Source organism: Mesorhizobium jarvisii, assembly GCF_003601985.1.
GTDB classification, from domain to species: domain Bacteria; phylum Pseudomonadota; class Alphaproteobacteria; order Rhizobiales; family Rhizobiaceae; genus Mesorhizobium; species Mesorhizobium jarvisii.
In genome coordinates this window covers 344,671-358,136 of record NZ_QZXA01000005.1, presented here as the reverse complement: position 1 = coordinate 358,136, position 13,466 = coordinate 344,671, and the positions used below count along the sequence as shown (strand labels likewise).

Annotated in this window: 12 protein-coding genes; 3 read left to right on the top strand and 9 right to left on the bottom strand. The window is 64.9% G+C overall.

Translation table 11 applies throughout. The features are described from left to right. Window positions 1-9: 9 nt before the first annotated feature. Window positions 10-1,542 carry an MFS transporter gene (locus D3242_RS15350; RefSeq protein WP_064981645.1) on the bottom strand — a complete coding sequence of 511 codons (1,533 nt, stop codon included), beginning with the start codon at window positions 1,540-1,542 and terminating at the stop codon, window positions 10-12. A gap of 146 nt (window positions 1,543-1,688) precedes the next feature. Between D3242_RS15350 and D3242_RS15345 the strand changes: the two genes are divergently transcribed. Then, window positions 1,689-2,588: a LysR family transcriptional regulator gene (locus tag D3242_RS15345; protein ID WP_064980637.1), complete on the top strand. Its 900-nt coding sequence runs from the start codon at window positions 1,689-1,691 to the stop codon at window positions 2,586-2,588. Between the two features lie 29 nt (window positions 2,589-2,617). Here D3242_RS15345 and D3242_RS15340 read toward each other — a convergent pair whose 3' ends face one another. The 4 genes from D3242_RS15340 to D3242_RS15325 form a co-directional block, all read right to left on the bottom strand. Then, a complete protein-coding gene (locus D3242_RS15340) occupies window positions 2,618-3,715 on the bottom strand; it encodes an AbrB family transcriptional regulator (protein WP_064980636.1) in 1,098 nt (365 codons plus the stop codon). 67 nt (window positions 3,716-3,782) lie between these two features. Then, complete coding sequence (locus D3242_RS15335) at window positions 3,783-4,091, bottom strand: putative quinol monooxygenase (RefSeq protein WP_019860734.1); 309 nt, start codon at window positions 4,089-4,091, stop codon at window positions 3,783-3,785. A 64-nt stretch (window positions 4,092-4,155) separates the two neighbouring features. After that, window positions 4,156-4,938: an SDR family NAD(P)-dependent oxidoreductase gene (locus D3242_RS15330; protein WP_019860733.1), complete on the bottom strand. Its 783-nt coding sequence runs from the start codon at window positions 4,936-4,938 to the stop codon at window positions 4,156-4,158. A gap of 61 nt (window positions 4,939-4,999) precedes the next feature. Then, window positions 5,000-5,437 carry a DsrE family protein gene (locus D3242_RS15325; protein WP_064980635.1) on the bottom strand — a complete coding sequence of 146 codons (438 nt, stop codon included), beginning with the start codon at window positions 5,435-5,437 and terminating at the stop codon, window positions 5,000-5,002. A 95-nt stretch (window positions 5,438-5,532) separates the two neighbouring features. On the opposite strand from D3242_RS15325, the gene D3242_RS15320 reads away from it, so the two are divergent. Then, complete coding sequence (locus D3242_RS15320) at window positions 5,533-6,636, top strand: hypothetical protein (protein WP_064980634.1); 1,104 nt, start codon at window positions 5,533-5,535, stop codon at window positions 6,634-6,636. 244 nt (window positions 6,637-6,880) lie between these two features. Here D3242_RS15320 and D3242_RS15315 read toward each other — a convergent pair whose 3' ends face one another. Then, window positions 6,881-7,828 carry a cation diffusion facilitator family transporter gene (locus tag D3242_RS15315; RefSeq protein WP_019860730.1) on the bottom strand — a complete coding sequence of 316 codons (948 nt, stop codon included), beginning with the start codon at window positions 7,826-7,828 and terminating at the stop codon, window positions 6,881-6,883. Window positions 7,829-7,833: 5 nt separating this feature from the next. Then, on the bottom strand, window positions 7,834-10,023 hold the full coding sequence (locus tag D3242_RS15310; protein WP_064981644.1) for an anthranilate synthase: 2,190 nt from the start codon (window positions 10,021-10,023) through the stop codon (window positions 7,834-7,836). A gap of 318 nt (window positions 10,024-10,341) precedes the next feature. On the opposite strand from D3242_RS15310, the gene D3242_RS15305 reads away from it, so the two are divergent. Next, window positions 10,342-11,112 carry an isocitrate lyase/PEP mutase family protein gene (locus tag D3242_RS15305; RefSeq protein WP_064980633.1) on the top strand — a complete coding sequence of 257 codons (771 nt, stop codon included), beginning with the start codon at window positions 10,342-10,344 and terminating at the stop codon, window positions 11,110-11,112. Between the two features lies 1 nt (window position 11,113). Here D3242_RS15305 and D3242_RS15300 read toward each other — a convergent pair whose 3' ends face one another. Both D3242_RS15300 and D3242_RS15295 read right to left on the bottom strand, forming a co-directional pair. After that, window positions 11,114-12,169 (bottom strand): M14 family metallopeptidase, encoded by a 1,056-nt coding sequence (locus tag D3242_RS15300; protein WP_064980631.1) that lies wholly within the window; start codon window positions 12,167-12,169, stop codon window positions 11,114-11,116. A gap of 110 nt (window positions 12,170-12,279) precedes the next feature. Further along, window positions 12,280-13,455, bottom strand: a complete 1,176-nt coding sequence (locus tag D3242_RS15295; protein WP_064980630.1) for an MFS transporter — start codon at window positions 13,453-13,455, stop codon at window positions 12,280-12,282. Window positions 13,456-13,466 lie beyond the last annotated feature (11 nt).

Genomic DNA, 13,466 nt, shown 5'->3' with positions numbered 1-13,466 from the left:
CTGAGCCAGCTATCCTTCCTGGCAAACCGGCACAGAAACAGGCTCGTGCTGCGCCGCCGATCCGCGACGCAGGCCGAGGAAGACGACGAGGGCGGTGACGATGGTGATTGCCGCCAGCACGATCAGCAGCCTGTCGAAAGCCGTCTCATAGGCCTGGACCAGGGTTGCGGCGTTGGCCGTTGGCAGATGCTGCGCCGTTTCACCGACATTGCCGGTCACCAACAGCTGCGCCGCGGCGGCCGCATCCCTGGAAGATGCTCCTTGAGTAGCGAGTTGCGCCGCGGTGAAGCCTGACAGGGTCGCCATGACAATGGCCACCGCCACGCCCTCGCAAGCGACACGCGTGGTGTTGAAGATGCCGACCGCCATGCCTGCGCGCTCGCGCGGCACGACGCTGACGGCGAGCCCGTCCATCAGTCCCCAGGGCAAAGCGATGCCGATACCGATCAGCACAAGCGGCGCCACAAGCGCGACGGCGACCGGCGGCGTCAGGCTCAGCCAGACGAGGCCGGCGGCGGCGATGAGCAGGCCAGCGCCGCAGATCGTGGCCGGAGCGATCCAGCGCGCCAGCTGGCCGGCAAGCAAGGGCAGGATCAGCAACGGCCCCGAAAGGCAGATCATCAATTGCCCGGCCTCGATCTCGCTCATCCCTTCAATGCCGATGAAGCGGATCGGCAGAAGCACCAGCAGGACGACGAAGCCATAGGCGGGCGCCGCCGCCAGGAACTGGACGCCGACGAAGCGGGGGAAGCGAAACAGCGTGAGGTCGAGCATTGGCCGGCGCACGCGTCGCTCGACGATAATGAAAGCGGCGAAGAAGAGGGCTGCCGCGGCGAGCAGCGTGACGACCAGGGGATCGGTCCAGCCGCTCTGCGGCGCCTGCAGTACACCATAGGTCAGCAAGGCCAGTGCTGTCGTGAAAGTGCCGGCTCCCGCCCAGTCGAGGCCGGTCGCATCCGGGTCGCGCGATTCCCGGATAGTGCGCATGCCAAGCACCGCCGAGGCAATCGCCAGCACTGCCACCAGAACAAAGATCGACCGCCAGCCGAATGCGGAGATGAGCAAGCCCGAGGCGATCGGACCGAAGGCGAGGCCGATGCCGAAACTTGTGCCGAGGAAGGAGAAGGCGCGCAGCCGCAGGGGCCCTTCGAATTCCTGGGCAAGTGCGGAGGCGCCGCCGGCGAAGGCCAAGGCACCGCCGATGCCTTGCGCGGCCCTGAACATGTCGAACCAGACGATGCCGGGCGCCAGCATCGCGCCGAGCGACGCCAGGACATAGAGGCAGAGGCCGGCGAGGAAGATGCGCTTGCGGCCGTGGTTGTCGGCCAGCGCTCCAGCCGCCATCAGGCTGGCGCCGAAGGTCAGCATGAAGGCGTTCGTCACCCAGTTGAGCGCGATCGGGCTGCCGCCGAGATCGGCCGCGATGCGTGAGAGTGCGACGGCCGGGCCGGTGAAGGTCAAGGGCATGGTCATCGCGGCAAGGCATACCGACAAGAGCACGAGCCATCGCTCGGCTGGGCCGGTTGTGGTCTTCGAGGTCATGAATTTTCCTATCTGAAGCAGCATCCGTCGGCATGCGCGTGGGTCGCGGCGCCGTCGCAACGACAAGATAGGTCAGCAGCCTTTCCGGAAAAATGGTATTATATCTCCTGATATACCGGACTGAAACGCTCGAATGGAAGATTACGATGGATCGTCTCAGTGGCCTGTTGGCCTTCGCCCGCACCGCCGAGTTTGGCAGTTTCATCGCTGCTGGCCGGGCGCTCGGCATTTCGGCCTCCGCCGTCGGCAAGAGCGTCGCAAGGCTCGAACAGGAGCTCGGCGTGCGGCTCCTGCAGCGCAGCACGCGGCGCGTCGGCCTGACGGAAGAGGGCAGGCTGTTCAATGAGCGGGTGCGCCGCATCCTCGACGACATCGACGATGCCGAGGCGATGCTGTCGCGGACGCGGGAAACGCCGCACGGACGGCTGCGCGTCTCGACCCCGATTGTCACCTATCATCTGCTTTTGCCGGTGCTGTCGGAGTTCATGTCCCGCTATCCCGAGATCGAACTCGACATCGATTTCAACGACCGCGTGGTCGACGTCATCGAGGAAGGTATCGACGTCGCGATCCGCAGCGGCGAGCTGCCCGATTCACGACTGGTGTCGAGACCCGTTGGACCCTTTCGTATGCTTTTGTGCGCGGCGCCTTCCTATCTCGAGCGCCATGGCACGCCCGACAAACCGGCGGATCTCACCAGGCATTTCGGCATAAACTTTCGCTTTCTCAACAGCGGCAGGCTGCTGGAGTGGCCATTCACGACCGGAAGCGCCGAACCGCAGACCCGCTCGAAGCTGACCTGCAACAATATGGAGGCCTTGAAGGGTGCCACGGTCGCCGGGCTCGGCATCGCCTGCATGCCCGATTTCCTGGTCCGCGAGGCGTTGCTGGACGGAAGGCTGCGGACCGTGCTGGACGATTATATCGACGGCCGTGGCCAGTTCCGGATGCTGTGGCCCTCCAATCGCCATCTGTCGCCAAAGGTGCGGGTCTTTGTCGATTTCCTTCCCGAGCGGCTTGCGGCGGCTGCCGGCCGGTGGGGGTGAAGAGTGGGCACCGAAAGCGCTGCAGCCTGTCAGTCCCGGATGCTTCTGGCAACCAGCCGGGCGACGCTCGGGCCGACGAGCAGCACGACCAGGAACCGGGCCGATTGCAGCGCCATGACGAAGGAGATGTCGACGTTCTGCGCCGCGGCGGCGATGATGACGACGCTGTCCATGCCGCCGGGACTGGTCGCCAGATAGGCAGTCAGCGGATCGATGCCCAGGAGATGGCTGATCAGGAAGGCGAGCCCGCCGCAAAAGGCGATCAGCGCCACGATCGAGGCGATGATCTGCGGCAGAGCACGCGTCGCATGGCGCAGGATCGGCCTGGTGAAGTTCAGCCCGATCGACCAGCCGACCATGGCGTAGCTGATTGCCAGCAGCCAGGGCGGCAGCTGCATCTCGACGCCAAGGCCGAGATGGACGACGGTGCCGAAGATGAAGGTGCCGAGAAAGAAGGGCGAGGGCAGCCGGCACAGCTTCCCCGCAAGGCCGCCGACCAGCGCGATACCTGACGTGGCGGCGAAGGCTTGGGCATCGATAGGCGGAAACCAGATGATGGGCGGGACTTCGATGCCCGATGTGTCGATCCACATCTTGGCGACGATCGCCGCCGTCATCGAAACGAAGATGACCCGCAGATACTGCATGAAGGCGACGAGGCGTTGGTCGGCGCCGAAAGCGCCGGCCATCAGCACCATGGCGGTGGCGGCGCCAGGCGAAGAGCCCCAGACGGCGGTGGTGCCGGGCAGGATGCGCCAGCGGCTGATCAGCCAGCCAAGCAGGCTGGAGGCCGCGACTGTCGCAATCACCACGCCCAGGAACAGCGGCCACTCGGCATAGAAGACGGGAAAGATGTCGGCCGAGATCGACGCGGCGACGAGACAGCCGACAATGGCCTGGGCGGAGCCGAACAGCAGGCGCGGCACCCGCACCGTGGCGCCATTGGTGCCGGCGACGATCGCCGCCAGCATCGGTCCGATCAGCAGCGCCGCCGGCAGAGCGGCCAGTTCGAGCGCGCTGGCGAACAGGGCCGAGATGGTGAGCAGGACCAGCCATTGCCAGGGCTTGCCCATACGCGCTATGCGCTCGGTGGCAAGCTGGTCGGGAGGCTGCGCCGAGGAATCCATGTTTCGGTCTTAGACGCCAAGTACGGCGATGCGAACCCCGCCGTGCTGAAAAAACTGCCCGAAGGCCTCAGCCCGTCTTGCCGTCAGGCAACCCGAAGCCGCCGACCGGATGGGTCTCCACCTGGAACTCGAAGCCGGCGATGAAGGGGCGCGCCTTGGCGATGGCCGCCTGAACTTCCGGAAGTTGCAGCGAGGCCTTGTGGCTTGCCTGGTCCGTCCACACTTCGGTCACCCAGATCGCATCGGCGTCGGCCGGGTCGGTGGCGACGATATAGCTCAGGCAGCCCGGCAGGGCGCCGGTGCTGGCGCGCAGCACGTCCATGACCGAGTCGCGCTGGCCGCGCGCCGCCCGCATCTTGCCGATCAGTCCGTACATTCAGCTGTCTCCCCTTCAAAGTCTTCGACAAGAGTATGCGGACCGTCAGTATGCAGATAGCCGGTCACGGCATCAACTGGCCGCCATTCACCTCGATCACCTGGCCGGTGATGTAGCCGCTCAGCAGGTCCGACGAGAGGAACAGGTAAGCGCCGACGCAGTCTTCCGCCGTGCCGGCGCGGCCCTGCGGAATGGTGGCGACCATGCCCTTGATCTGCTCCTCGGTCGAATAGCGCTCATGGAAAGGGGTGAGAATCGTGCCGGGGGCCACGGCGTTGACGCGGATGCCGAAGCCGATCAGTTCCTTGGCCATGCCGCGTGTGACATTGGAGACGAAGGCCTTGGCCGAGCCGTAGAGGCCGGCGCCGCCGCCGGCACCATTGCGTGCGGCAATTGACGAGGTGTTGACGATGAAGCCGCCCTGCTTCTTCAGCCATGGCATCGCCTTGCGCGAGGCTGTCAGCACCGAACGCGCATTGAGGTCCATAACCGCGTCGTAATGCGCTTCGGTCTGGTCGGCATAGGGTATGCGGCCGAGCATGCCGCCGGCATTGTTCACCAGCCCGTCGAGGCGTCCGAAATGCTGCGCGCTGTCCTCGACGACGCGCTCGACGTCGGCGGGAACGGAAAAGTCGCCCTGGACGAGGAACACCTCGCCGCCGCTGTCACGAATGGTCTTGGCGAGTTTCTCGGCGGCCTCCTGGCTCGAATTGTAATGCAGCGCCACCCTGGATTTCTGCGCGGCATAGGCCAGCGCGAGGGCCGCGCCGATACCGGTCGAGGCACCGGTGACCAGCACCGCCTTGCCGGCGAGATCGGGAATGCTGAGTGTATTGGTGGCTGGCACTGTTGTTCCTCCGGGATGTCTGCCGCCCTTCGTAGGCCTTTGCCACCCCGGTGTTCAAGCCTCAGGGGCGCAGATAGACATAGCCCTGGCTTTGCAGTTCCGCGAGCTTCACGACGCCACCCTTGTCGGCGGCATGGAAGCCGTCGAGCAGGTCGGCGAGCGAAATATCCATGCCCCGCATGGTGTTGCCGCAGGCTTGCGGCTCGAGCCCTTGGTGCAACAGGCCGGCGAAGCGGCCGGAGATAGCGGCCGATATGCCCTTCGACTTGAAGCTCGCCAGGGCCGGGCCATGCACGACCAGCACGATGTCGGCATTGCCGGCGGTGCCCTCATAGTGGTTCTTGATGTTGCCGAGCACGAAGTTGACCTTGTCCACATCGCTCAGATGATAGGCAACCTTCAGCCGTGGGGTTTCCGTCGCCGCGGCCTGCGCGGCCCGCAGGCCAAGAAACGTCCCGGTTCCGGCAAGAACCGCGCGGAACATGTCGCGTCGGCGCATGGCATCCTCCTCAGATTTCACCGCTATTTGCGTGGCTGCGGCCGCAATACTAGCATAAGTTGACGCTACGTCCTGTCGATGCGAGGAGAGGTCACATGACGTTCAGGGCAGGGGAATGGAAGACAATCGCGGGCGCCGGATTTGGTGCCGCGCTGCTTGGTTTGCTGACAGGCACAGCCGTCGCTGACGACGCGCTCAAGCTCAGGGAACTCAGCCCGAGCGGGGCGGACGTCTGTTTCGGCCGGGTCTATGACGCGGCCCATCTCAAGGCGCATCCGAAGCAGAAGGTGGCGCGGATCTTCTTCTACTATGGTCATGACCCGGTCAGCCGGCCGAACGAAGAGCCCACGGCAAACGCCGACACGTCCTATAATGGCTTTCTCACCACGACGGTGCGTGGCGCCAAGGCGCCGCAATGGGCCGGCGGCTGGTGCAACCATGAATCCGAGGATGGAACATCAGGCCCGATCCGTTGCGGCATGGACTGCGACCGCACCATGGCCTCGCTGAAAGTCGATGACAAAGGCCGTCTGATTGTCACCGACATCTCGGCCGACCTTTATCTCGATGCCGGATCGGAAGAGGAACTCGGCAAGGCGGAATATGACAGGCAGGCGCTGGGCTCGGAGGACGACAATTTCCGCCTCGACCCGATGCCGGCCGCGACCTGCAAGGCGGAGTTCGCGCGCATCGACCCGATCGATCCGGCGCTTGGCCCGCCGCTGCGGGAGCGGCTGAAGCCCGACCAGGCCTTCTGCTACGGCCGCGACTACGACGCGGCGCATCTGGCCTCGCATCCCGACCAGCTGACGCAGTCGATCCGGGTTTTCCGCGGGCCGGTGGAACTGGCATCCTATGCTTCGGGCGGTGACATCGCCAACTGGCCTGATGGCGCCGACATTGCCGTCTCGGTCACGACGCGGCAGAAGTCCGGCAAGGTCACGCAGACCTATTCCTGCCAGGGCGAGGCCGACCAGTGGCGCTGCGCGGCAAGCTCGAAGATGAGCGATTTCTCCTGCGATATCGCGCAGAAGGAAATCTTCCTCAAGCGCGGCGCTAACGGCACGATGATGCTGGCCAATCCCAACAGCAGCCTGGCGATCGTCGATCTCTGCTCGAAGGCAGCGGACGGCAAGACGAAGTCGGACGACAAGGTCTATCGGCTGGTGCCAATGCCGCAATCGGCCTGTGCGCCTTGAATACCAGCGCGTGGTCATCCTATGGCGTAGCAAGGAGCGAAGCGACGCGGCGTAGACTATAGGATCCATGCCGGGACTCCTGAGCGCTGCTGCGGTGCAGAATTGTCTTCCGCCGTGTGCTTCATCCTAGGTCGCGGCATGGATCCTCGGGTCTCCGCGACGGAGCTTCGCTCCTGCTCCGCCCGTGGATGACGAAGTCGAGAGGCTTCGACTAATTTTTCCAAGGTCGCGCCGGCGAACCGCCTCACGCAAACGGTACGGCCGTCGTGCCTTTCGGCAGCTTGGCCTCGTCGTCGGGCTCGACATGGATGGTGACGCGCACCGAGGGGATTTCGGCTTTCAGCGCGTCTTCGATGCGGTCGCAGATGACGTGGCTGGCGCCGACCGACATGTCGGCGTCGACGACCAGATGGAACTCGATGAAGGTGGCGCGACCGGCGATGCGGGTTTTCAGGTCGTGCACCTCCAGCGCGCCCTTGCAATTGGCCGAGATGACGTCGCGGATGCGCATGTGTTCCTGCGTGTCGACGGCACGGTCCATCAGGCCGTTCATCGACGAGCCGATGACGTGCCAGCCCTGCCACAGGATGTTGAGCGCGACGATGACGGCAAGCGCCGGATCGAGGATATGCCAGCCGGTCAGGATTGCCCCGACCAGACCGCCGAAGACGCCCACCGAGGTGACGACGTCGGTCATGATGTGGTTGCCGTCGGCGACGAGCGCCGGCGATTTCTCCGCCCGGCCGACGCGGATCAGCATCCAGGCCCAGAAGGCATTGATCACCGTGGCGACGCCGTTGACGGCAAGACCTTTCCAGGGCTGTTCGAGTGGTGCTGGCGTCTGCCAACTCCGCCAGACCTCGTTGAGGATCAACAGCGCGGCAACGACGATCAGCACGCCTTCGAGCACCGCGGAGAAATATTCCGCCTTGTGATGGCCGAATGGATGATCCTGGTCGGCCGGCTTGTAACTGACCTGGATCGCCCACAAGGCGGCGACCGAGGCAATGACGTTGACGATCGATTCCAGAGCGTCCGAATAAAGTGCGACGGAGCCGGTAATGTACCAGGCGGCCAACTTCAACGCGAGCACGACAAAGGCGACCACGATCGACCAGAAGGCAAGGTTGGCGACCCTGCGCTTCGCGGCCGCCTTGGCTGCGATCGCCATCGTGTTCTCGGCTTCGGCCATCTAGGTCAGGCTGCCTTTTCCTTCGCCTTGCGCGGCAAATGGGCGACGATGTTCTCGATGATGCGCATGCCGGCATTGTGGCCGAGCGTCATGATCGATTCCGGATGGAACTGCACCGCCGCGATCGGCTCCTTGCGGTGCTCGAAAGCCATGATAATGCCGTCCTCCGTCTCTGCCGTGACGATGAAATCATCGGGCAAGCGCACCGGATCGGCGAAGATCGAGTGATAGCGGCCGACAGTGACTTCCTTGGGCAGGCCGGAGAAGATGATGCCCGGCTTGGAGACGCGGATGCGCGAGGGCTTGCCGTGCATGGGAATATGCAGTTGCCTGAGTTCGCCGCCATAGGCCTCGGCCAGCGCCTGCAGGCCCAGGCAGACGCCGAAGATCGGCAGGTCGCGGGCGCGCGCTCGCCTGATGGTCGCGGCGCAATCGAAATCCTTCGGCGTGCCCGGTCCGGGCGAGAGCACGACCAGGTCCGGCTTCAGCCGCTCGAACACTTCCTCCGGCACCGGCGTGCGCACGGTCGAGACATTGGCACCGGTCTGGCGGAAGTAGTTGGCCAGCGTGTGGACGAAAGAGTCCTCGTGGTCAACGAGCAGGATGTTGACACCGTCGCCGACCCGCGCGGTGGTGCGCTCGGTGCTGGCGGAGTTGCCGGTCTTGGCGTCGCGGATGGCGGAGAGCATGGCGGATGCCTTCAGTTCGGTTTCGGCTTCTTCTTCCTCGGGGATGCTGTCGAACAGCAATGTGGCGCCGGCGCGCACCTCGGCGATGCCGTCCTTGATGCGGATGGTGCGCAGCGTCAGGCCGGTGTTCATGTCGCCGTTGAAATTGACCATGCCGATCGCCCCGCCATACCAGGCGCGCGGGCTCTTTTCGTTCTGCTCGATGAAGCGCATGGCCCACAGTTTCGGCGCGCCGGTGACGGTGACCGCCCAGGCATGGGACAGGAAGGCGTCGAAGGCGTCCATGCCTTCGCGCAGCCGGCCTTCGATGTGGTCGACGGTGTGGATCAGGCGCGAATACATCTCGATCTGGCGGCGACCGATGACGCGCACCGAACCGGGCTCACAGACCCGCGACTTGTCGTTGCGGTCGACATCCGAGCACATAGTGAGCTCGGACTCGTCCTTCTTCGAATTGAGCAGTTTCAGGATCTGCTCGCTATCCGAGATCGCGTCGTCGCCGCGCTTGATGGTGCCCGAAATCGGGCAGGTTTCGACGCGGCGGCCGTTGACGCGCACGAACATTTCGGGCGAAGCGCCGATCAGATATTCGTTTTCGCCGAGATTGATGAAGAAGGAATAGGGCGAGGGGTTGATCGATTTCAGCTTGCGCGAAATGTCGGAGGGCTGCGTCTCGCAGCGCTCGTAGAACATCTGGCCGGGCACGACCTCGAACAGGTCGCCGCGCTTGAACGAGTCCATGGCGCGCCGCACCAGATTGGCATATTCGCCCGGCTCATGGTCGCCGCGCGGCGGGATGCGGTCTGCGGTCTTGAACGGCTCGGCGATTGCGTCGCGGGCTAAGCCTTCCGTCGAAAATCCTTCGCCCGAATAGTCGTAGCGGTCGGTCCAGGCCTTGGCGGAATAATGGTCGACGACCAGGATCTCGTCGGGCAGGAACAGCACGAGGTCGCGCTGGCTGGGCTTGCGCTCGAGCTTGTAGTCGACCGGGTCGAACTGGAAGGAGAGGTCGTAGCCGAAGGCGCCATAGAGGCCGAGATTGGCGTCTTCGTCGGTTTTGAACAAAGCGGTGATGGCGCGCAGCACGGTGAAGACCGAGGGCACGCGGCTGCGCTCTTCCTCGGTGAAGACGCGGCCGGGTTTGGCGACGTCGAGGCGGATCAGCGTCTTCGTCGTCTCGGCGATGGTGATGTCGGCAAGGCCGCCCAGCGTCTTGCCGATGACCGGCAACAGAGCCTCGCCGCGGCGGTTCAGCGCCTCGATGCGCATGGCGCGGCCCCGGGCGGAAATGACCAGCGGCGGATCGATGATGGCGGTGTCCCAGCGCGTGTAACGGCCGGGATATTCGTAATTCGAGGAAAACACCGCGCCCCGGCGCGAGTTCAGGCCATCGACATAGGCGTCGATCGCTCCCGCATACGGCCGGTCGTGGCGCTCACGCGTGATGGTGATGCCACCCGCGGTCACGAAGCTTTCAGCGCCGTTTTCCAGAACCTTCATCGTCATTGCCGTCTCCATCAGCTTGTTGGGGCAACGGACCCGGGACTGGCTTGGAAAAACAAATGGCCGCCCGGACTTTCCGTTGCGGCCACCCTCTCTTTTCACGCACGCGCGTTCGAACAGGCCGCTGTCAGCAGGCCCACCACCAAATGGTCTTGGTCGAACGCATGTTCATGGCGAAATCCATAGCGGCGAAAAACCGGATGCGCAACAGGTTTGAAACGTCTGTCCGGTGGCCGCCGCTTCAGGGGCTCATGGCACATCGCCAGGGCCGGCGGTCCCGGCTAGGCTGGACTTCCGACAATACCAAGACGGGAAACACCCATGACCGACCAGGCCGAGCGCGCGCGGACGTTCCATTCCCTTCACATCAAGGGCAACCCGATCGTTCTTTACAATGCCTGGGATCCGGGCTCGGCCAAGATCGTCGAGAAGGCCGGCGCCAAGGCCATCGCCACCGGAAGCTGGCCGGTCGCGGCCGCCTTCGGCTATGCCGATGGCGAGAAAATCCCGCTGGAACTGGCGCTCGACAACATCAGGCGCATCGTGCAGGCGGTCGACCTGCCGGTGACCATGGACCTCGAGGGCGGCTACGGCGTCGAGCCGGAAGTCGTCGCCCAGACGGTGACGCGCGCCTTGCAGGCCGGCGCTATCGGCTTCAATTTCGAGGACCAGATCGTCGGCGGCACCGGCCTGCACGACATCACCGTCCAGGTGAAGCGGGTCGAAGCGGCCGCGGCCGCCGTCAAGGCCTCGGGTATACCGGCCTTCCTCAACGCCCGCACCGACATCTTCCTCAAGGCGAAGCCCGATGCGCATGACAAGACGCTGCTCGAGCAGGCGATCGAGCGGGCGCATGCCTATGAAAAGGCCGGAGCGAGTGGTTTCTTTGCGCCGGGCCTTGGCGACGAGGGTCTCATCGAGGCGCTGTGCAGGGCAACAGGACTGCCGGTCAACATCATCGCATTGGCGCATGTGCCGCCGCGCCAGCGGCTGGCCGAACTCGGCGTTGCCCGCATCAGCCACGGTCCGGTGCCGTATCGGCAAATGGCGGAATGGCTGGAGGCCAAGGCGCGGTTGGCGATTTCGGGCTAGGTCAGTCCTCGAGCGTACCCGACCTGGCATCGGCGCTTTTCCTGTCGCCGACCAGCTTCAGCAGATCCTCGCCGGCGCGGATGATGCGACGCGAGCGGCGGGTCAGGATGATGCCGTCCTGCGGCGCGAACACTTCCGCGCGGCCATCGGTTTCGCCCGGCGCGTGGACGATGGTGGCGAGCCGATCGCCCCTGACGACACGGTCGCCGGGCTTCACGTCATAGAGCACAGCGCCAGCTCGGGGGGCGGGCATCATGTCGATGTTTTCCAACGGCGCGACGACGCCCTTGAATGGGCCGGGCGCAGGCAGCGCGCCGTCGACGACCACGCCGCGTGCCACCAGCAGCCGGTAGAGCCCTTCGGCGTCGGCTTTGGCCAGGGCGCCATCGACATCGAGGATGCCGCGATATTCGACCGTGGTGGCGACACGGCGGTCGAACTTCGCCACGTCGGCAGGAACGTTCTGGTAGGGCATGATCGAGGCGCCCTCGAAGGTGCCGTCGGTGTCCTCGCTCCACAGCACCACCGCATCGACGCCCATGGCGGCGGCGCAATCGGCCATGGCCGGCCACAGGCTGGTGTGGATGTAGAGATAGGCAAGGCCCTCATCGTCGCAATGCAGGTCGAGCACGATGTCGTGGCCGAGCGACAGCTGCACCAGGCGGGACTTCAGCCGCTGGTCGGCGCCGCCAAAGCTGGTGTCGGGCAAGAGCTTGGCGTCGGGCGCGGCGAGCAGCGGAAAAGCACGGTTGAAATTGGTGCGGGTGCCCAAATGAAAGCGGCCCTGATGCTCGCCGAAATGATATTGCGCGCGGCCGATCGGGTTGGCCCAGGGCACGATGGTGATGTCGCCCTTGATGCGGCCTTCGGCAGCGGCCTTGTTCAGCGCCGGCATCAGCGCGTCGATGGCGACGACCCCCGGCAACTCGCCGGCATGGAGGGCGGCCTGCAGATAGGCCGATAGCGCCGCCTTGTCGGCGCCGGCGAAGCGAAACACCGGGAATTCGTAGGAAACGCCCTCGCTGTCGCCGGCGATGCGTTCGATCGATTTCTGCATGACTTTCTCCAGTTAGAGCGAGAAGACATGCCCATTTGAGGGATCGCTGTCGATTGGTCCAGTCGGCCGCGCTATGGGCGCAAGATTTCCGTCGCTTGGCGAATCGACGTCTATTCGGCGGCAGCCTGGAGCGGGACAGGCGCGCGCCGGTCCAGCGCTTGCGACAGCACCGCGACGGTGACCGCCAGCAAGGCGAGCATCGCGCCGACCAGCGGCAGTTGGGCGTAGGAGACGCCCGCCGAAAGCGCCACGCCGCCGATCCAGGCGCCTCCGGCATTGCCGACATTGAAGGCGCCCTGGTTCAGCGTGGCGGCAAGGTTCGGTCCTTCGGAAGCGGCCTCGACGACGCGGATCTGCAGCGGCGGCACGACGACGAAGATGAGCAGTCCCCAGAGGAAGACAATGCCGATGGCGACGCTGGCAATCGCGCCGAACTGCATGAAGCCGACGAACAGCACTGCCATCAACAACAGCGTGCCGATGACGGTCGGCATCAGCTTCCAGTCCGCCAGCCGCCCGCCGATGATGTTGCCGATGGTCATGCCGGCGCCGAACAACAGGAGCACCCAGGTGACTGCAGACGTCGACAGGCCGGACACTTCAGTGAGGTAGGGTTTTATATAGGTGAAAACGGCAAACAGGCTGGCCGAGGCCAGCGATGCGATGAGCATCGCCAGCCAGACCTGTAGCCTGCCCAGCACCCGCAACTCGCCGCGCAGGCCGCCGCCGCTTGGTTTGGCGACATCCGACGGCACCAGCCAGGCGATGGCAGCGACCGAGATCAAGCCGATGCCGACCACGGCGATGAATGTGGAGCGCCAGCCGAAAGCTTCGCCAAGTGCAGTACCGGCGGGAACGCCCAGAATGTTGGAAAGCGTCAGGCCGGCAAACATCAGCGCCATGGCGCTGGCGCGTTTGTTGCGCGGCACCAGGCTTGCGGCAACGACCGAGCCGATGCCGAAGAAAGCGCCGTGGCCAAAAGCGGTGAAGACACGCGCCGCCATCAGTGTCCAATAGTCAGGCGCGATGGCGCAGAACAGATTGCCGACGACGAACGACGCGGCCAGCCCCACCAGCACCGGCTTGCGCGGCAGATGCGCGGTGGCCATGGCGACGATCGGGGCGCCGAAGACGACGCCCAGCGCATAGCCGGTGACAAGCAGGCCGGCCGAAGGGATCGACACGCGAAGGTCGGCGGCGACCTCCGGCAGCAGGCCCATGATGACGAATTCGGTGGTGCCGATGCAGAAGGACGCAATGGCAAGCGCAAGGATCGGCAGAGGCATGGGGCGTCCAG